Here is an 18,100-nt window from a genome sequence, read left to right on the forward strand (position 1 = left end):
TCGAGCCGCCACGCGCGACTTCAACACCGACGCCCACGCCCACGCCATGAATACCTCCAACGTCGCCCCGCCGGGCAAGGCTGTCGTGAAGCCCGCCATCAATTTCTTCGAGCGCTACCTGACCGCCTGGGTTGCGCTGTGCATCGTCGCCGGCATTGCGCTTGGCCAGGCACTGCCGGCCCTGTTCCAGCAGATCGGCCGGATGGAATATGCGCAAGTCAATTTGCCGGTCGGGCTGTTGATCTGGGTGATGATCATCCCGATGCTCGTCAAGGTCGACTTCGGTGCGTTGCACGAGGTGCGCCGGCACGTGAAAGGCATCGGCGTCACGCTCGTCGTGAACTGGCTCGTCAAGCCGTTCTCGATGGCATTCCTCGGCTGGCTGTTCATCCGCCATCTGTTTGCACCGATGCTGCCGGCGGACCAGCTCGACAGCTACATCGCCGGGTTGATCCTGCTGGCGGCCGCGCCATGCACGGCGATGGTATTCGTGTGGAGCCGGCTGACGGGGGGCGATCCGCTGTTCACGCTTTCGCAGGTCGCATTGAACGACAGCATCATGGTGGTCGCGTTCGCGCCGCTGGTCGGTCTGCTGCTCGGTATGTCGGCGATCACGGTGCCTTGGGCGACGCTGCTCACGTCGGTCGTGCTGTACATCGTCATCCCGGTGATCCTCGCGCAACTCTGGCGCAGGCGTTTGCTTGCAAAGGGGCCGGCTGCCTTCGATGCCGCGATGGCGAAGATTGGCCCGTGGTCGATCGCTGCGCTGTTGGCCACGCTCGTGTTGCTGTTCGCGTTCCAGGGCGAAGCGATCCTGAAGCAGCCGCTGGTGATCGCGCTGCTCGCGGTGCCGATCCTGATTCAGGTGTTCTTCAATTCGGCATTGGCCTACTGGCTCAATCGTGCGGTCGGCGAGCAACATAACGTAGCGTGTCCGTCGGCGCTGATCGGCGCATCCAACTTCTTCGAGCTGGCCGTCGCGGCCGCGATCAGCCTGTTCGGCTTTCATTCCGGCGCGGCGCTGGCCACGGTCGTCGGCGTACTGATCGAGGTGCCGGTGATGTTGCTGGTCGTGCGCATCGTCAATCAGTCGAAGGGCTGGTACGAGTGCCGGACCTGAGAACATCGGAGAACTCACCCATGACTGACTACCTGAACGATTTGCCGCAACTCGACGGCGACCTGTTCCGCGTGCCGGACGCCGCTCAATTGCGGCCCGTGAGGCCCTCGACTCATCCGCCCCGGCTCCTGCTTCTTTACGGCTCGCTGCGCGAGCGTTCGTTCAGCCGTCTGCTGGTCGAGGAAGCCGGGCGCCTGCTCACGGCGATGGGGGCCGACGTGCGCGTGTTCAATCCGAGCGGCCTGCCGCTGCCCGATGACGCACCGGACAGTCATCCGAAGGTCGTCGAGCTTCGCGAGCAGGTGATGTGGTCGGAAGGAATGGTGTGGTGTTCGCCGGAACGGCACGGCGCGATGACCGGCATCATGAAATCGCAGATCGACTGGATTCCGTTGTCGGTCGGCGCCGTGCGGCCGACGCAGGGCAAGACGCTCGCGGTGATGCAGGTGAGCGGCGGCTCGCAGTCGTTCAACGCGGTGAACCAGATGCGCGTGCTCGGGCGCTGGATGCGCATGCTGACCATCCCGAACCAGTCGTCGGTGGCGAAGGCGTTCATGGAATTCGACGAAGCGGGGCGGATGAAGCCGTCGGCGTATTTCGATCGCGTGGTGGACGTGATGGAAGAACTGGTGAAGTTCACGCTGCTGACGCGCGATGTCGGTCCCTACCTCGTCGATCGGTACAGCGAACGCAAAGAGACTGCGGAGGCGCTGTCGCTGCGGGTCAATCAGCGCAGCATCTGACCTTTCTCGACGTCGATTGATGCGTGACGCTGCGTCACGCGTACCCGCACTGCACATACGTGGCAGGCACGCGTCGACTTACGCGAGCAGCGCTTCCATCCGCTGGCGCGCATGCTCCAGCCCGGCATTGAAGCCGTGCGGCTTCATGTCGAGCCCTTCGGCATAGACGAATTCCACTTCATTGATACCCATCAGGCCGAGCACGGCGCGCAGGTATGGCGTGACGGCATCCGTCGCCTGGCCGACGTGCACGCCGCCGCGCGCGCTGAATACGATCGCGCTGACGCCTTCGACGAGGCCCATCGGATAGGTCTCCGTGTAGTGGAACGTCACGCGTGCACGCGCGACGAGGTCGAACCAGTTCTTCAACTGCGTCGGCACGTTGTGGTTGTACATCGGCGCACCGATCAGCAGCAGGTCGCTGCTCTTGAGTTCGGCGATCAGCTTGTCGGACAACGCGATCGCCTGTTGCGCGCGTTCGCTGGGATTCTCCGCGCCGCGCAGTGCGTGAAACAGCTCGCTGTCGAGTATCGGCAGGTCGTCGCCGACGAGGTCACGCACGCTTACTTCATCCGTGTGGCCGTTGGCCTGGCGCTGCGCGAGGAACGTGTCGATCAGCGTACCGGTTTGCGACTGGCTGCCGTTGATGCTGGATTTGAGGGCGAGGATCCGGGCCATGGGGGCGTGCTCCATTGCGAATGTTGAGGACTGGAATCGATCCTATCATTCACTTTTTATCGCCAAAAGCGATAAGATCGACGCATTGTGTAGCGTAATTGTCCTCAATTGCATGCGAAACAACCTGAAAGGCATCGACGTGTTCGTCGCCGCGGTGGAAGCGAGCAGCTTCGTGCAGGCGGCCGAGAAGCTGCACATCACGCGTTCGGCGGTCGGCAAGAGCATCGCGCGCCTCGAGGAGCGGCTGGGTGTCGTACTGTTTCAGCGCACGACGCGCAGCCAGAGCCTGACCGACGAAGGGGCGCTGTTCTACGAGCATTGCCTGCGCGCGATGGACGAGATCCAGGCCGGCGAGGCACTGCTCGAAACCGGCAAATGGCAGATGAAAGGGCGGCTGCGCGTGTCGATGCCGACGCTGTTCGGTCATCTGTGCCTCGCGCCGATCCTGATCGAACTGGCGAAGGCACACCCCGATCTCGATCTGGACCTGTCGTTCAGCGACCGGTCTGTCGATCTCGTCGAAGAGCGTTTCGATCTCGCGGTGCGCATCGGCACGTTGCCGAACAGCAGCGGGCTGGTCGCGCGCCCGCTCGGCGAGCACCGGATGGCGTTCTGCGCATCTCCGGCTTACCTGAGCCGTTACGGCGAACCGCGAACCCATGAAGCACTGGAACAGCACAAGGCGCTGGCCTACACGCGCTTTGGTCAGGTGCATCGCTGGCCCGTCATCGTCGACGGTCAGCGCGTGGAACTGCAGCCCGCTGTTCGGCTGCTGTCGGACGACCTGCGCGCGTTGATGGATGCCGCGCTGGCCGATCTCGGCGTGGCGTGGCTGCCGTACTGGCTGGCGCGCGATGCGTTGCGCAGCGGCGCGTTGCGCGAGTTGCTGGCCGATCGGCCGGGCGTGATCTATCCGATCCAGGCGGTATGGCCTTACACGCTGCATCTCCCGCTGAAAGTCCGCGCAGCGGTCGATGCGCTGCTGGTGCACTTGCCTGCCCGGCTGGCGGTAGTCGAAGCGCGGATGTGATGAAGCGGCATCGCGCCGCCTCCCGTCCGCCGGCGCGCGTTACTGTCCGAAGCGTTGCGCGACGGCGTCCTTCAGTCGCGCGGCGGTCAGCTCGCCCATGTGCGACTCGACGAGGTCGCCTTTCGCATTGAAGAACAGCGTCGTCGGCAGCCCGCGCGACCCGTACGCATGCATCGTGTGCAGCGACGGGTCGAGCAGCACGTGATCGAAGCGCAGGCCCTTTTGTTCGAGGAACGCGCGCACGACCTGTGCATTTTCGCCCTGGTTGAGCATCAGCACGGTGATGCCCGGATGGTCGCGCTGTGCCTGTTCGAGAATCGGCATCTCGCGCTGGCACGGCGGGCACCATGTCGCCCACAGGTTCACGACGACCGGCTTGCCGACGAAGCTTGCCGGCAGCACGGGCGTTGCATCGAGCGCCTGGAGTTCCATTGCGGCCAGCGGCGGCGCGCTCTGCTGCAGTGTCGCCAGCGTGCCTTGCGCGATACCCCACGCACCGAGGCCCGCGACGATGCCGGCCAGTACCGGCCGCCGCAGCGCGGGCAAGCGGCGCAGGCGCCAGCCCGCGAACACCAGGGCGGCCGCCAGACCGATGCGCCAGTCGAAGCCGCCGTCGCCGAGCGCGACGATCGAGCGCGGCGATGCCGCATAGTCGCTCCACCACTGCGCGATATAGCCGACGCGCGCGGCGACCAGCCCGAGCAGCAGCACGTCGAGGATCAGGCTCGATGCCGTCTTGTGATGTCCGTCAGGCGGGCGGCGCTGGATGACACGCGCGACGAGCCACGCCAGCAGCGCGGCGGCAGCGACCGCGACGACGCGGATCGAGAAGGGACCGAGGCTCAGCATGAAAGGGAATGGTTGGACGTGAACGAGCGGGGCAGGAGAGGGGATTGTCCGCCGCGGCGATGAAACCGTCGACGGTGATGTCGGCGATTCGACCGGTTGCCACGTATGGGGGTTCCCTTCGAGAACGTAACGGCGTATTGCGGATTCGGCGAACGCGCGTGGATCAGGACTGCGTGATGTTCATGTGGATGGGCAGCGAATCAGACCGGCCTGATGGCCAGCGGCATTTCGCTCATCAACAAGATGCATGCCGGTGAGATGTGGTGTCATCCGGTATCCCGAACCGGGAACGTTCTTTGACGGCCGCTCCTCTCGCGAGCGGCCGCTTTTTTATCGTCGTGCGAGCGGGGGTGAATGCCTTGTGGCGGCCGGTGGGCGCGGCCGCGCGCCGATGCCAGTCGGCCGGACCAACGCAACAGGAATGCTGCCAGATGCGAGCGCGGGGCATTCACTCGCGCATTGCATGATGTTGGTTGTCGACCGGCGAAGCTGATCGTTGGCGGCGGCATGGGGTCTGCCGCCATGGCCCGACGGGCCGCGCATCCGCGTTCCGTCGGGCATCGGGCCTTACAGTTTCTTGGACGCTGCCGATGCGGCGGTGGCCTGCTGCGCCGCGGTCGCCGGATCGAGCGTCGCGAGCGTCTTCTCGGTGAATTTCTCGTACAGCCAGTCCAAGCGGATGCTGTCGACACCGGCGATACCACCGAGCGCATACGACGCCGACACCTTGAAGTGGTCGACCGGATGATTGTCGGCATCGGCAAACGTGACGGCGCCGTCGATGTAATCGCTGCCGGCCATGAAGCCGAACATGACGGCAGAGAAACTCGACCGCACGCGAATGCCGGTGACTTCGACATTCAGGTGCATCGCATCGGTTGAATCCGCCTTTGCCAGAAGCTTGCGTGCGTCCAGCGCGCTTTCGATTTTCTCCTGCAGCTTTTTGGCGTCGAACTTCAGGTTGTCTTTCAACGCCTCCTGCGCAGCATTGTCGAGCGTGACCTTGACGATCACGGGTTTCGTACCGAATTGGGTCGTCGATGCGGTCACGTCGGCCCCCGCCGGATTGCCGGCATCGCGTGTCACGCTGCTGGCGCAGCCCGACAGGAAGCCGATCGTCACCAGTGCCAGCGCGGCATGACGGAAAAGAGATTGCATGGTTTGGTCTTTTGATTGGGGTTATTTGAATTGGCTCTGTGGCCGGGCCGGAATCTAACATGACGCGATCCGATCCAGATAGTCGAATGGATCGAAATTCGATTCGGTGTTTATGCATCGTGGTGCTTAGCGCCGATGCATGGCGGCGGCACTGCGTGGTGTCGGACGACAGGTGTTGGAGACCGGCCTTTGCGGTCGCGGCGGCGACCCATTGCGTGCGATTACCGTCGGTTGGCAGATACCGCACCACCCAGCCGATACGCGGTAAAGAACTCGTACCACGGCGACCCTTCCCCGACCGGCACGCCGAGCGCTGCCGTCCGCTGCTTCAACGCGCCGAATACGTCGTTGATGCGCGCCGTCTGTCCCGCATCGTTGAACGGATAGGGCCGCGACCGGCCGGCCGCGAACGCGCCGTACGCGATGGCGAGCAGGCGTGCGTGGTCGTCGGTTGACGCGATCGCGCCGTTGATCGTCTCGGCGAAGCGCGGCCGGTCTTCGGCGCGCGATCCGGACAGGCACAGGAACACGATCGCCGACAGTTCATGCAGGTCCTTCACCCGCAGCAACGCGGGCAGCCGCGCGACGATCCGCTCGACCGGTTCTTCACGCAGCGCGTCGCCGAAGTCGAGCACGGCGGTCATCGGATTCGTGTCCGCCGTCAGGCGATCGAGCGCGGGTGGTGCGGCCGACGCGCCATCCGGCGCCGCACCCGGCGCGGACCGCAACGCAGCGGCCACCTGCTGCGTCCATTCCGGAAAGATCATCCGCACGTTGCCGAACTGCTCGCCGCCTTCCGCCGCCGGATTCCACCGATAGACGATCGTGCCGCCGCGAATGAACGGCGAATACAGGTGTTCGGGCGTTTGCGGCAGCGGCCGCCGGTTGATCGGCAGCCACGACAGCGTCAGCCAGTCATAGCGGCCCGTCGCGGGCACGGAGGGGCTCGAACTCGCGACGACCTGCCACGTGCCGCGGTTCGCATAGCGGCGGCGCGCATCGGGTACCGCGACGGTCTGGCCTTTTGCGGTGTCGAAATACGTCGGGCCGGTGACGTTCGCTCCGCTGTCCTTGGCGGGCGTGACGGTCGAGATGACCCACGATGCACCATCCGCCGAATGGTAGTCGGACGGTTTCAGCGTCGCCACGTCGTGCACCATGCGTGTTTCCGCCGCGACAGGGCTCGGGGGGAGGTTGGCTTGAGCGGCCAGGATGCTCGGCATGGACTTTCCTCGGAATCGGGTGCGTATCGTCGAGGGGGCGATACGCGGCGGCGCGGGTTGTTTGTCGTAACTGTAGGACGTTGCGGCCGGAAACGGAAACCGGCCCAATGCCGTAGCCGGCCCACGCCGTTCGCCGCTTCGGCTTACCATCCGCATCCTGGGCAACGACGAATACCGGGCGGAAGCGGACATGACCGACACGAAAGCCATTACCGAACACTGGATGCAGGTCGCCGATCAATGGATTGGCTGGGCCGGCAAGCCGGGGCACGATGCGTTCTGGAAATACCGTGCGGGGCTTGCGGCCTACATTGGCCGCGGCACCGGCCTCGCGCTGGAGATCGGTTGCGGCGAAGGCCGCGTGAGCCGCGAGCTGAAGGCGCTCGGCTACGACGTGACCGCGAGCGACGCGGTGCCCGCGATGCTCGACGCGGCACGCCACGCCGATTCCGCGCATCGCTATCAACTGGCCGACGCGGCGGCGCTGCCGTTCGACGCGGCCAGCTTCGATCTCGTGATGGCGTACAACGTGCTGATGGATCTCGACGACATGCAGCGCGCGTTGAACGAGGCGCGCCGCGTATTGAAGCCGGACGGGACGCTGTTCATCTCGCTCGTGCATCCGTTCCGCGATCGCGGCGGCTTCGCGGGGCCGCAACCCGATGCGCCGTTCGTGCTGAAGGGCAGCTATTTCGGGCGCGAGCATTTCGACGGCGTGGAAACGCGCGACGGGCTGTCGATGCATTTCGCGGGGTGGTCGTTGCCGCTGCAGGCGTACATGGAAGCGCTGGAGGCGGCCGGGTTCGCGATCGCGTCGCTGCGCGAGCCGCCGCCCGATCATGCCGATACGGATCAGCTGAAGCAGTGGGCGCGCGTGCCGCTGTTTCTGTGGATCAAGGCGCGGCCGCTGGGCTGAGCGCCCGGCCCGCCACGCTCAGCGCGGCAGCGCCTTCCTGTACACCACCCCGCCTGTTCGATCCGCGACTGTGTCGTAGAGCCGCCGCGCCGTGTGATTTGTCTCGTGCGTCTGCCAGTACACGCGTTCGGCGCGATGCCGGTGTGCGGCGTCGTACACGGCCTCGATCAGCGCGCGGCCGACGCCCTTGCCGCGTTCGCTGTCGAGCGTGAACAGATCCTGCAGGTAACAGGACGGCCCCGCGTGCGTCGTGCTGCGGTGGTACAGGAAATGCACGAGTCCGACGAGCCGGCCGTCGTGTTCGGCGACGAGCGCGTGCACGGGTTCGTAGCCGTCGAAAAAGCGCGACCACGTGAGCTGCGTGACGGACAGCGGCAGCGCGGTGGTGTCGAAGCGGCCGTAGAAGCGGTTGTAGCCGTCCCACAGCGGCAGCCATTGGTCGTAGTCGTCTTCCCGGACCATGCGTACGGTCAGGTCGGTGTCGGTAACGTTCATGTTCGCGAGCCTGTCGATGAGGGTAGGGTGCGTTGCCCATCCGGCGGGCACGTCGCAGGCCTCTACGATAGGAAGTTCGCGGCTCGACGGGTAGGCCCATGACGACCGCACTTTCTGGTGCCACCGCCAGGGACCGGGCATCCGGCCAACGCGATCGTGAAGCGCCGGCAGCGCTTTCGGGATGCGCCGACGGCCCGACTGCAATCGTGATTCTTCCTCGAATACCGGTGTTGGGCCTTTCCAGTCGCACATGGGCGAGCGGACCTCGACCGCAGCGACGGGTACGGCGCGGTTGCTTACCCGCGCATCGGCGGATTGAGCTGCGCGAACGCCGCCTGCCGGCGATACGGGAAGTACGGATAAGGCGCTTCCACCGCGCTCGCTGCGTCGAGTTTCGCGACCTGCGCATCGGTCAGCGCCCAGCCGACCGCGCCGAGGTTCTGCCGCAGCTGTTCCTCGTTGCGCGCGCCGATGATCACCGACGACACGGTCGGTCGCTGCAGCAGCCAGTTCAGCGCGATCTGCGGCACCGTCTTGCCGGTTTCTTCCGCGATCGCGTCGAGTGCATCGACCACGTCGTACAAACGTTCGTCGTCGACCGGCGGCCCGTAGCTGGCCGTTTCATGCAGGCGGCTGCCTTCGGGCAGCGGCGCATTGCGCCGGATCTTGCCGGTGAGCCGGCCCCAGCCGAGCGGGCTCCATACGAGCGCGCCGAGGCCCTGGTCGGCGCCAAGCGGCATCAGGTCCCATTCGTAGTCGCGGCCGACCAGCGAATAGTAGACCTGGTTCGCCACGTAGCGCGACCAGCCGTGCCGGTCGGCCGCCGCGAGCGACTTCATGATCTGCCAGCCGGCAAAGTTCGACACGCCGATGTAGCGCAGCTTGCCCGCGCGCACGAGATCGTCGAGCGTCGACATCACTTCCTCGACCGGTGTGCCCGCGTCGAACGCGTGCAGTTGCAGCAGGTCGATGTAGTCGGTGTCGAGGCGGCGCAGCGCGTCGTCGACGGCGCGCACGAGCCGCGCGCGCGACGTGCCTGTATCGTTCGGGCCGTCGCCGGTCGGCAGGCCCGTCTTCGTCGAGATCAGCACCTGGTCGCGGCGGCCCTTGATTGCGGCGCCGAGCACGCGCTCGGACGCACCGTCGGAATACACGTCGGCCGTGTCGAACAGGTTGACGCCGGCTTCGAGGCAGATGTCGACGAGGCGGCGCGCTTCGTCGACGCCCGTGTTGCCCCATGCGCCGAACAGCGGGCCGGTGCCGCCGAAGGTGCCTGCGCCGAAGCTCAGGACGGGAACCTTGAGGCCGGAGCGGCCGAGCGTGCGGTATTCCATGTGCGCTTCCTTTCGTCGTGAGCGCGGTGCGAGGCCGCGTGTCGTTTGTCAGGCGATCACTGTACCGTTTGCGGCTTTTCCTGATAATCCTGAAGATAGCGAAAATATCCTTCGGAAGAGGCGAACAATGCTGCTCGACAACCTCGCGCTGTTCCTGCGCATCGTGGAGAAGGGCGGGCTGGCCGCGGCGGGCCGCGAGGTCGGGCTGTCGCCGGCCACGGTGTCCGAGCGGCTGACGGCGCTCGAGCGCCACTACGGCGCGGCGCTGCTCACGCGCACGACGCGCGCGATCAGCCTGACCGACGAGGGGCGCACGCTCGCCGACGGCGCACGGCGCCTGCTGGCCGAAGCCGACGAACTCGAGAGCCGCGTGCGGCTGGGCGTGCAGACGCTGTCGGGGCCCGTGCGGCTGAGCGCGCCGGCCGATCTCGGGCGCGAGCGCGTCGTGCCGGTCGTCGATGCGTTCCTGGCCGAGCATCCGGGCGTGACGGTCGACCTGCATCTCGGCGACGGTTACGTCGATCTCGTCGGGCAGGGGCTCGATTTCGCGATCCGCCGCGGCACGCTGGCCGACAGTTCGCTGCGCAGCCGTTCGCTTGGCCGGGCACGGCGCGTGGTGTGCGCGTCACCCGCGTATCTCGCCGCGCACGGCACGCCGACGCATCCGGACGATCTTGCTGCTCACGACTGCATCGTGATGCGTTTCGGGCAGGAGCTCTATGCCGAATGGCCGTTCAGCATCGATGGACAACCGAAGCGTGTGATGGTGCGCGGCCGGCGTGTGGCCAACGACGGCGCGCTCGTGCGCGCGTGGTGCGTCGCGGGGCATGGCATTGCGCTGAAGTCGCTGGTCGACGTCGAACGGGATCTGACTTCGGGTGCGCTCATCGAGATCCTTCGCGACTTCTCGCCGGATGAAGTCGATTTGCAGATCGTCTATCCAGGTGGTGTGGCGCAGCCGCGGCGCGTGCGCGCGTTGATCGACATGCTGACGCAGGCGCTGACGGCGGCGTAACGCGTCGCCACACGTTGCAGCGACGGTCTCGCTGCGATCGCATCGCCGGCGGAAATCCCCCGCCAAACCATTTGCCCACATTTCGTCATTTAGCTAATATTCAAAACGTCAAACGAAACCGCACCCCATGGACGACGTCACCCGCATCAGCGCTTTGGCCAACGAAAGCCGTCTGGCCGTGCTGCGCTGGCTCAAGCAGCCGCGCAGGCATTTCCCGCCGCAGCCGCATGGAGACTTCGACGAGCTCGGCGTGTGCTGCACGTACATCACCGAGAAGCTCGGCATCGCGCCGGCCACGACCACGCGCCACATGCGCATCCTCGCGGATGCCGGGCTCGTGCGGGCGACCCGCGTCGGCAAGTTCACGTACTACAAGCGGATCGACGGCGCGCTGCAGCAGCTCGGCCACGATCTCTCGCAACTCTGACTCCCACCGAGGCAACCGACATGGACGAACTTGCATTGCTGGCCGACGCCGACCGGCGCGCGCACGCGTATCTGGCTGCAACCGCCGACCGGCGCGCGTTTCCCGACGCGGCCGCGCTGGCTGGCCTCGCCGCGTTCGACGAACCGTTGCCCGATACGGGCCGCCCGGCCGACGACGTGCTGCGCCTGCTCGACGAGCACGGCACGCCCGCGACGGTCGCATCGAACGGCCCGAACTACTTCGGCTTCGTGATCGGCGCGACGCTGCCGGCCGCGGCGGCCGCCGAGCGGTTGATGCTTGCGTGGGACCAGTGCGCATCGTCGTATGCGAATTCGCCGGTGGCCGCGACGCTCGAACGGCAGGCCGCGCGCTGGGTCGTCGATGCGCTCGCGTTGCCCGAAGGCAGCGCGGTCGGCTTCGGCACGAGCGCGACGGCCTGCACGCTCGTCGCGCTGGTGGCCGCGCGGCGTGCGCTGCTCGCGCGCAAGGGCTGGGATATCGATGAAAACGGCCTGATCGGTGCGCCCGAAGTGAAGGTCGTGATTTCCGCGCTCGCGCACATCACGGTGAAGAAGGCGCTGCGCGTGCTCGGCTTCGGGATGAAGCGCATCGTCGTCGCGCCGGTCGACGTACACGGCCGCATCGACCCCGCGCAGATGCCGCCGCTCGACGACATGACCATTTTCTGCGTGCAGGCCGGCGAAGTGAACACCGGTGAATTCGATCCGTTCGCGGTGCTGATTCCGCCCGCGAAGGCGGCGGGCGCATGGGTGCACGTGGACGGCGCATTCGGCCTGTGGGCGCGCGCCTCGTCGAAGCGCGCGCTGACGGACGGCATCGACGGCGCGGACAGCTGGACGACCGACGGCCACAAGTGGCTCAACACGCCGTACGACGGCGCGATGGTGATCTGCCGCGACGCAGCCGCGCTCGCGACCGCGATGAACAGCGACGCCGTCTACCTGAGCGGCGCGCAGGATGCGCAGAAGAACCTGAACCTCGAATTCTCGCGGCGTGCGCGCGGCATTCCGGTCTGGGCCGCGCTGCGTTCGCTCGGCCGCGCCGGCGTGGCGACGCTGGTCGAGCGGCATTGCGCGCAGGCGGCGCGGGTCGCGGACGGCCTGCGGGCGGCCGGCTACGACGTGCTGAACCGCGTTGTGCTGAACCAGGTGCTCGTGCGCGCCGGCACCGACGACGAAACCGCCGCGATCCTCGACGCCGCGCAGGCGTCGGGCGACGTGTGGTTCGGTGCGACCGTGTGGCAGGGGCGGCCGGCGTTCCGGATCAGCGTATCGTCGTGGCGCACGGAAGATGCGCACATCGACCGGCTCGTCGCGTTGCTGACTGAGCTGCGCGGCGTGCACGTGCGTTGAACGTCACGCATCGTCCTGATTCACGACGGTTGCAGACGCCGCCTTCAGGCATTCGATGAAATGCAGCGCGGCCGGCGTCAGCAACGCATGACGCCGCATCACGATCGCGACCGTCAACGCGGGCATCGGCTCGGCGAGGTCCAGCGCGACGATGCCGCGCGACTTGCGTTCGACGTCGGCGAGCGGCCGTGCGAACACGCCGAGCGCATCCGTCTGCGACACGAGCCCGAGTGTCGCCGCAAACGACGGGCAGTGCACCACCCGCTTCGGCGTGTCGATGCCGAACGGCATGAAGATCGAGCGCACCAGATCGTCCCCGCCTTCGCCGTAGCGCGGCACGCACCATTGCGCATCGACGAGTTCGCGCAACGAGCGGGCGTGCGCGAGCCGATGGCGGTTTCTCGCGACGACCGCGAACGCCGTCCGGAACAACGGAATGCTGACGAATTCGTCGGGGTCCGGCAGCGCGTTCGACAGCTGATGCGTGACGATGAAGTCGAGCGAACCGTCGCGCAGCCGTGCGAGATCCGTCGCGGTCAGCGCATCGTCGACGTTCAGCGTCGCGCCGGGCAGGTCGCGCGCGAATGCCGCGAACGCGCGCGGCAGGATCGTCAACGCGACCGTCGGGCTGACCGCGATCGACACCGAGCCGGTCGTGCCCAGCCGCAACTGCTCGATTTCGTCGCGCGTGCGCTGGATCTCCTCGACGATCAGGCGCGCACGAATCGCGAACGCGCTGCCGTAGTCGGTCAGTGCGATCCCTTTCACGCTGCGCATGACGAGCGGCACGCCCAGCTCCTGTTCGAGTTCACGCACGATGCTGCTGATGGCCGGTTGCGTAACGCCGAGCGCGCGCGCCGCGCCGCGAATGGTGCGATGCTCGGCGACCGCGAGAAACGCATCGAGCTGCTTGAGCTTCATGGGTGACCGATCCGGTGACGAAGAAAGCGCGGGGTTCCGGGCGGAACGCCAGGTGACAAGAAAAAATTATCGTCTACAACGAAATCTTGGATTTTTCTTATTGGGTCGAGTGTATATGCTCGGTGCTTTTCAGGAGCGGCGACGATGATGCTCGTTAACCAGCAAAGGCTGTGGGATTCGTTGATGGAGATGGCGGCGATCGGCGCGACCGCGCACGGCGGCAGTTGCCGGCTCGCGCTGAGCGACGACGACGCGCGCGGCCGGCGCCGCTTCATCGCGTGGTGCGAGGCGGCCGGTTGCGAGATCCGCGTCGATCCGATCGGCAACGTGTTCGCGCGCCGGCCGGGCACGCAGCCCGAGCTGCCGGCCGTGATGTGCGGCAGCCATCTCGACACGCAGCCGCTCGGCGGCCGCTTCGACGGCGTCTATGGCGTGCTCGCGGGCCTCGAAGCGATCCGCACGCTGAACGAGCACGGGATCGAAACGCGGCATCCGATCGAAGTCGTCGCATGGACCAACGAAGAGGGTTCGCGCTTCACGCCGGGCATGATGGGCTCGGCCGTCTACGCAGGCTCGCTGGATCTCGACTACGCACTGGATCGCCCGTGCATGCAGACGGGCGTGCTGCTCCGCGACGAGCTCGAACGGACCGGCTTCGCCGGCCCTGCGCGCGAGCGGCAGATGCCGCAAGCGTATTTCGAAGCGCACATCGAACAAGGGCCGGTGCTGGAGCAGGCCGGCTTGCCGATCGGCGTCGTGACGGGCGTGCAGGGCATCTACGAACTCGACGTCACGGTGACCGGTTTCGAATCGCATGCGGGCACGACGCCGATGAGCGTGCGTCGCGACGCGATGGGGGCGGCGGCCGCGATGATCGCCGCGATCATCGAGCACGGCCACGCGTTCGACGCCGATGCGCGCGTGACGGTGGGCCATGTTGCGTGCCAGCCGAATTCGCCGAGCACGATACCGGGCAAGGTCCGGTTCAGCGTCGACGTGCGCCACCCGTCGCAGCCTGCATTGCAGCAGCTCGTCGCCGACATCGAAGCGATCTGCGTAGAGCGCACCGCGCTGCGCGGCGCGAGCGTGGAGGTGCAGACGATCGCCGAATACGAGCCGGTGGTGTTCGATGCCGAATGCGTCGCACGCGTGCGGCAGGCAACGGCCGCCGCCGGCTATCCGTACCTGGAGATGTGCAGCGGCGCGGGGCACGACGCGGTGAACCTGTCGTACGTCGCGCCGTCCGCGATGGTGTTCGTGCCGTGCAAGGCCGGCCTGAGCCACAACGAAGCGGAAGATGCCGATCCGGTGCACCTCGCGCAGGGCGCGTCGGTGCTGGTGAACCTGCTGGCCGATTGCGCGCGCTAGCCGTATCGCAGGGGCGGCCTGGCGTACCTTTCGAGCGTGAAAATGTCGGACAATAGCCGCTGCGCGCGCCACGTCGGCGCCGCGTTCAATAGACGCATTCACGCTTGCGAGATCCCCATGCCAACGCCCTTTCCCCGGGAACTGCTGAAGGCCGCCGATATCGAGAAGATGGAACCGGCGCGCGCGGTGCATTCGCTGAATCCCAATGCCGTTCGTCTCAAGCGACAACTCAGCGACCTGACCGGTCTGACGCAATTCGGTGTCCATCTGCTCACGCTGATGCCCGGTCACGAATCGGCCGAATATCACCGTCACCTGTACGAAGAAGAATTCGTGTACGTGCTGTCCGGCACGGGCTCGGTCACGATCGGCGAACGCGCCAGTGAAATCGGACCGGGCGACTTCATCGGCTTTCCGCGCGGCGGTGAAGCGCATACGGTGCAGAACACGGGCGAAGCGCCGCTGGAGCTGCTCGTCGGCGGGCAGCGGCTCGAACACGACGTCTGCGAATACCCGCGAATCGGCAAACGGCTTTATATCGCGGGCGAGCTTGAAGACTATGTCGAGCTGCCGAAACAGCCGTAAAGACCCATCGCATCCGCGATGCCGGATTCCATATAAAAAATCGAATCAACTCTATCTTGTTTAGATAAACAAAATAAAAATTCGTAAAAATACGGGGTAGAGAAATCGCGTTTATTTGGGCACGCTTGTGCGCATTGTCCGTTCCTGAGCGCCGGTATTTCGACATGCCGGCGCGTCTTTTTTCGGTCACCCGAATGCGGCAATAAATACGCGCGTCCGGCAGTTTCGACCGATTGACCGCGTACGCGACAAGTCACGAAAAGATTCCTGGCTGGAAGCTCAGTAGTTCGAACCAACAGCTTGATTCAAGAGCGAAACGGAGACAGGCGATGTCGAGGAACTGGGGGTTGGGAACGGCGCTGCTGGCGCTGTGCGTTGTCTTGGCTGCATGCGGCGGTGACGGCGATTCGCCGTCGGCAGCGGCTTCGAATCTGTCGGCCGCGGCGCATTCGCAAGGCAACGAAGACGGCAACGGCGGCGACGACAACCGCAATGGAAACGACGAGAGCAACGGCAACGAGGCGTCGAAGAAAAACGCCGACATCCGCGTCGTCCAGTACGTCAATCCGCTGATCGGCACCGATTACGCGACCGACCAGCCGGCCGACCCGGTCGGCTCGGGTCTCGGCGGCGGCACGTTCCCGGGGCCGACGGTTCCGTTCGGGATGATGCAGTGGAGCCCGATGACGCCCACTGCGCAATACGACAGCCGCAAAGGCGACGGCTCCGGCTTCTCCGGCGGCTACTGGTACGGCGATACGTCGATCGACGCATTCAGCATCCTGCACTTGAGCGGCACCGGCTGCTGGGCGAACGGCGGCTACCTGAACGTGATGCCGCAACTCGCACCCGGCGACGCCGGCACGCCGGCCAGCTTCAGCCACGCGAACGAAACCGCGCAGGCCGGCTACTACGGCGTCACGCTCGGCAACGGCATCAAGGCCGAGCTGACGACGACGGTACGCACCGGCTTCGCGCGCTTCACGTATCCGGCACTCGCGCAGGGCCAGCAGGCGACGATCGCGATCGATCCGACCGTGCTGAACAACCGTGCGCAGGGCACGACGGCCGACACGGTCGGCCAGGTTGGCGACCGGGCGTTGTCGGGCACGATCGCGGGCGGCGGGTTCTGCTGGGCCGGGCATGCGGTGCCTGTCTACTACTACGCGGAATTCAGCCAGCCGTTCGCGGCGAAGCCCGCGCTGTCGAACAACCGCCCGCTGACGTTGACGTTCAACGTCGACCGCAAGCATCCGGACGTGATGATGAAGCTTGGCATCTCGTTCGTCAGCGAAGCGAATGCGAAGGCGAACCTGCGCGCGGAGAATCCGGAAACGGATGCGCAAGGCGGCCGGAACTGGCGCTTCGACAAGGTGCGCAGCGCAGCGAGCGCCGCATGGAACGCCCGCCTGAACGCGATCCAGGTGACGGGCGGCAACGAAGCCGACAAGACGAAGTTCTACACCGCGCTGTATCACGCGTCGTTGCACCCGAACGTGTTCAACGACGTGAACGGCCAGTATCCGGACTTCTACGCGTCGAACGGCGCATCCACGGCGCCGACGCGCCAGGTCGACAAGGGCCGCACGATGTACGCGAACTTCTCCGGCTGGGACATCGACCGCTCGTTCATCCAGCTGCAGGCGCTGCTCGACCCGGTGCGCACCAGCGATATCGTGCAGTCGCTCGTGCTCGATGCGAAGGCGTGCGGCGCGTTCCCGCGCTGGGCGTACTTCAATACCGAAACGGCCGTGATGCCGGGCGATGCGGGGTCGATCGTCACGGCGAACGCGTATGCGTTCGGCGCGACGAACTTCGATACGCAGGCCGCGCTGTCGATCATGAAGACCAGCACCGCGCCGGGCGCCGCGTGCGCGGGCACGCCGGTGATGGGCAGCCGCGCGGACTACGACCGGCTCGGCTACGTGCCGGCATCGGGCAACGGTGACAACCAGACCGCGTCGAACACGCTCGAATACGCGCTGCGCGATTTCGCGGTGTCGCGCTTCGCGACGGCGCTTGGCGATACGGCGACGGCCGGCACGCTGCTGAAGTCGAGCGGCAACTGGCAAAACCTGTTCGACCAGGGCGCGATCCAGCCGAAGACGTCGGCCGGTGCGTGGGTGACCGACGGTTCGGGCTTCATGGAAGGCAATTCCGAGCAGTACACGTGGTACGTGCCGCACGATCTCGCCGGCGTGGTCGCGCAGGCGGGCGGCGCCGCACCGGTCGTGAAGCGGCTCGACACGTTCTTCACGCACCTGAACATCGGCACCGTGCAGCCGTATTTCTACGTCGGCAACGAAGTGACGATGGCCGTGCCGTGGGCCTATGCGTGGGCCGGCGCACCGTCGCATACGCAGCGCGTGCTGCACGCGTCGCTCGCGAGCGAGTTCGGCACCGGTGCGGCAGGGCTGCCCGGCAACGACGACCTCGGTGCGATCTCCGGCTGGTACGTGTGGGCCGCGCTCGGTCTCTATCCGGTCGTACCGGGCGTGAGCGGCGTCGCGCTGTCGAGCCCGCAGTTCGAGAAGATCACGGTGCGCGTCGGGCAGCACGACGGCAGCTACCGCCTGCTGCACATCGCCGCGCCGGGCGCGGGCTCGGGCGACGGCGCGTCGTTCTACGTGAAGTCGCTGAAGCTGAACGGCGCACCTTACTCGACCGCGTGGCTGCCGTTCGAGCGCATCGCGAAGGGCGGGAAGCTGTCGTATTCGATGACGGCCGATGCGAGCGCCACGACGTGGGGCACCGATGCATCCGCGATGCCGTCGTTCCCGCGGGCGGGCGGCGCGCAGTAAATCCAGGGGATCAACGAGCGGTTCTTGCCAACAGGATCGACGAGAGAGAGGGAGGGACGAACGG

17 protein-coding genes are annotated in these 18,100 nt (G+C 66.2%); 10 read left to right on the forward strand and 7 right to left on the reverse strand.

What is annotated here, in order from left to right; all coding sequences use genetic code 11:
* Positions 1 to 46: 46 nt before the first annotated feature.
* The gene (gene arsB, locus OHZ10_RS19840) at positions 47 to 1,120 is read left to right on the forward strand and encodes an ACR3 family arsenite efflux transporter (protein ID WP_342705609.1); all 1,074 of its coding nucleotides are present in this window, start codon (positions 47 to 49) and stop codon (positions 1,118 to 1,120) included.
* A 20-nt stretch (positions 1,121 to 1,140) separates the two neighbouring features.
* Positions 1,141 to 1,863 (forward strand): arsenical resistance protein ArsH, encoded by a 723-nt coding sequence (gene arsH, locus OHZ10_RS19845; protein ID WP_342705610.1) that lies wholly within the window; start codon positions 1,141 to 1,143, stop codon positions 1,861 to 1,863.
* Between the two features lie 78 nt (positions 1,864 to 1,941).
* Here the strand turns inward: arsH and OHZ10_RS19850 are convergent, their stop codons facing one another.
* Entirely contained in the window at positions 1,942 to 2,541 is a 600-nt protein-coding gene (locus OHZ10_RS19850; RefSeq protein ID WP_342705611.1) for an FMN-dependent NADH-azoreductase, read from the reverse strand.
* Positions 2,542 to 2,653: 112 nt separating this feature from the next.
* Here OHZ10_RS19850 and OHZ10_RS19855 point away from each other — a divergent pair, with 112 nt between their 5' ends.
* Positions 2,654 to 3,571: a LysR substrate-binding domain-containing protein gene (locus OHZ10_RS19855; RefSeq protein ID WP_059237904.1), complete on the forward strand. Its 918-nt coding sequence runs from the start codon at positions 2,654 to 2,656 to the stop codon at positions 3,569 to 3,571.
* 39 nt (positions 3,572 to 3,610) lie between these two features.
* Here OHZ10_RS19855 and OHZ10_RS19860 read toward each other — a convergent pair whose 3' ends face one another.
* The 3 genes from OHZ10_RS19860 to OHZ10_RS19870 form a co-directional block, all read right to left on the reverse strand.
* Positions 3,611 to 4,420 carry a TlpA family protein disulfide reductase gene (locus OHZ10_RS19860; RefSeq protein ID WP_059237903.1) on the reverse strand — a complete coding sequence of 270 codons (810 nt, stop codon included), beginning with the start codon at positions 4,418 to 4,420 and terminating at the stop codon, positions 3,611 to 3,613.
* Between the two features lie 567 nt (positions 4,421 to 4,987).
* On the reverse strand, positions 4,988 to 5,578 hold the full coding sequence (locus OHZ10_RS19865) for a DUF4410 domain-containing protein (RefSeq protein WP_342705612.1): 591 nt from the start codon (positions 5,576 to 5,578) through the stop codon (positions 4,988 to 4,990).
* Positions 5,579 to 5,799: 221 nt separating this feature from the next.
* A complete protein-coding gene (locus OHZ10_RS19870; RefSeq protein WP_342705613.1) occupies positions 5,800 to 6,801 on the reverse strand; it encodes a hypothetical protein in 1,002 nt (333 codons plus the stop codon).
* A gap of 190 nt (positions 6,802 to 6,991) precedes the next feature.
* On the opposite strand from OHZ10_RS19870, the gene OHZ10_RS19875 reads away from it, so the two are divergent.
* Positions 6,992 to 7,717: a class I SAM-dependent methyltransferase gene (locus OHZ10_RS19875; RefSeq protein ID WP_059237900.1), complete on the forward strand. Its 726-nt coding sequence runs from the start codon at positions 6,992 to 6,994 to the stop codon at positions 7,715 to 7,717.
* Positions 7,718 to 7,735: 18 nt separating this feature from the next.
* On the opposite strand, the gene OHZ10_RS19880 is transcribed toward OHZ10_RS19875, so the two are convergent.
* Complete coding sequence (locus OHZ10_RS19880; protein ID WP_342705614.1) at positions 7,736 to 8,212, reverse strand: GNAT family N-acetyltransferase; 477 nt, start codon at positions 8,210 to 8,212, stop codon at positions 7,736 to 7,738.
* A 296-nt stretch (positions 8,213 to 8,508) separates the two neighbouring features.
* Positions 8,509 to 9,546 (reverse strand): aldo/keto reductase, encoded by a 1,038-nt coding sequence (locus tag OHZ10_RS19885; RefSeq protein ID WP_059237898.1) that lies wholly within the window; start codon positions 9,544 to 9,546, stop codon positions 8,509 to 8,511.
* Positions 9,547 to 9,673: 127 nt separating this feature from the next.
* On the opposite strand from OHZ10_RS19885, the gene OHZ10_RS19890 reads away from it, so the two are divergent.
* The 3 genes from OHZ10_RS19890 (at position 9,674) to OHZ10_RS19900 (ending at position 12,361) form a co-directional block, all read left to right on the forward strand.
* Positions 9,674 to 10,561 (forward strand): LysR family transcriptional regulator, encoded by an 888-nt coding sequence (locus OHZ10_RS19890; protein ID WP_342705615.1) that lies wholly within the window; start codon positions 9,674 to 9,676, stop codon positions 10,559 to 10,561.
* Positions 10,562 to 10,688: 127 nt separating this feature from the next.
* On the forward strand, positions 10,689 to 10,988 hold the full coding sequence (locus tag OHZ10_RS19895) for an ArsR/SmtB family transcription factor (RefSeq protein ID WP_059237896.1): 300 nt from the start codon (positions 10,689 to 10,691) through the stop codon (positions 10,986 to 10,988).
* A 20-nt stretch (positions 10,989 to 11,008) separates the two neighbouring features.
* Positions 11,009 to 12,361 carry a pyridoxal phosphate-dependent decarboxylase family protein gene (locus OHZ10_RS19900; protein WP_342705616.1) on the forward strand — a complete coding sequence of 451 codons (1,353 nt, stop codon included), beginning with the start codon at positions 11,009 to 11,011 and terminating at the stop codon, positions 12,359 to 12,361.
* Between the two features lie 3 nt (positions 12,362 to 12,364).
* Here OHZ10_RS19900 and OHZ10_RS19905 read toward each other — a convergent pair whose 3' ends face one another.
* On the reverse strand, positions 12,365 to 13,282 hold the full coding sequence (locus tag OHZ10_RS19905) for a LysR family transcriptional regulator (RefSeq protein ID WP_174992615.1): 918 nt from the start codon (positions 13,280 to 13,282) through the stop codon (positions 12,365 to 12,367).
* A 144-nt stretch (positions 13,283 to 13,426) separates the two neighbouring features.
* Between OHZ10_RS19905 and OHZ10_RS19910 the strand changes: the two genes are divergently transcribed.
* The 3 genes from OHZ10_RS19910 (at position 13,427) to OHZ10_RS19920 (ending at position 18,036) form a co-directional block, all read left to right on the forward strand.
* Positions 13,427 to 14,650, forward strand: coding sequence for a Zn-dependent hydrolase (locus tag OHZ10_RS19910; RefSeq protein ID WP_059237893.1), 1,224 nt, complete (start codon positions 13,427 to 13,429; stop codon positions 14,648 to 14,650).
* Positions 14,651 to 14,767: 117 nt separating this feature from the next.
* Complete coding sequence (locus OHZ10_RS19915; RefSeq protein ID WP_059237892.1) at positions 14,768 to 15,235, forward strand: cupin domain-containing protein; 468 nt, start codon at positions 14,768 to 14,770, stop codon at positions 15,233 to 15,235.
* A gap of 329 nt (positions 15,236 to 15,564) precedes the next feature.
* Complete coding sequence (locus OHZ10_RS19920; protein ID WP_342705617.1) at positions 15,565 to 18,036, forward strand: GH92 family glycosyl hydrolase; 2,472 nt, start codon at positions 15,565 to 15,567, stop codon at positions 18,034 to 18,036.
* The last annotated feature ends 64 nt before the right edge of the window (positions 18,037 to 18,100 follow it).

It is taken from the genome of Burkholderia arboris, from assembly GCF_038723655.1.
GTDB classification, from domain to species: Bacteria; Pseudomonadota; Gammaproteobacteria; order Burkholderiales; family Burkholderiaceae; genus Burkholderia; species Burkholderia arboris.